We start from the raw sequence: 771 nt of genomic DNA on the forward strand, positions 1-771 counted from the left end.
GTCCCCTGGAAGGGAACTCCTACACAGCGGTGCTGTTTCCTGTCGAGCTGTGCCCGTGTACCGGCGGTTTCTCACCACCCCTTTGGGTGAGCTCCGCGCTGGCGCTTGGTTCGTCCCCTGGAAGGGAACTCCTACAGTGGCGCTATTTCCTGTCGAGCTGTGCCCGTGTACCGGCGGTTCTTACCACCCCTTTGGGTGATCTTCGCGCTGTCGCTTGGTTCGTCCCCTGGAAGGGAACTCCTACACAGCCGTGCTGTTTCTTGTCGAGCTTTGCCCATGTAACGGCGGTTTCTTACCACCCCTTTGGGTGATCTCCGCGCTGTCGCTCGGTTCGTCCCCTGGAAGGGAACTCCTACACAGCGGTGCTATTTCCTGTCGAGCTGTGCCCGTGTACCGGCGGTTTCTTACCACCCCTTTGGGTGAGCTCCGCGCTGGCGCTTGGTTCGTCCCCTGGAAGGGAACTCCTACACAGCGGTGCTATTTCCTGTCGAGCTGTGCCCGTGTACCGGCGGTTTCTTATCACCCCTTTGGGTGATTTCCGCGCTGGCGCTTGGTTCGTCCCCTGGAAGGGAACTCCTACAGTGCCCCCTAGAAGGGGGCACGATTCGCACCTCAAGAGGTGCTCCTACATAACTATCTACAGTTTTTCTGCCCAGGCTTTTGTGGCTTCGCGCATGGGCGGGTAGATTCTTTCGAAGGCATCCCGGCCGCGTTTGTAGGGGTCGGGGATGTCGTGGCCGCCATTCCAGTGAGTTAGCAGGAATGTCTTGC

General features: G+C 59.4%; 1 protein-coding gene. It reads right to left on the reverse strand.

Annotated features, from left to right (window positions below; translation table 11 throughout):
* Positions 1-637 precede the first annotated feature (637 nt).
* Positions 638-760 carry a hypothetical protein gene (locus A3730_RS29595; RefSeq protein WP_255364235.1) on the reverse strand — a complete coding sequence of 41 codons (123 nt, stop codon included), beginning with the start codon at positions 758-760 and terminating at the stop codon, positions 638-640.
* Between the last annotated feature and the right edge of the window lie 11 nt (positions 761-771).

It is taken from the genome of Alcanivorax sp. HI0044, from assembly GCF_001634945.1.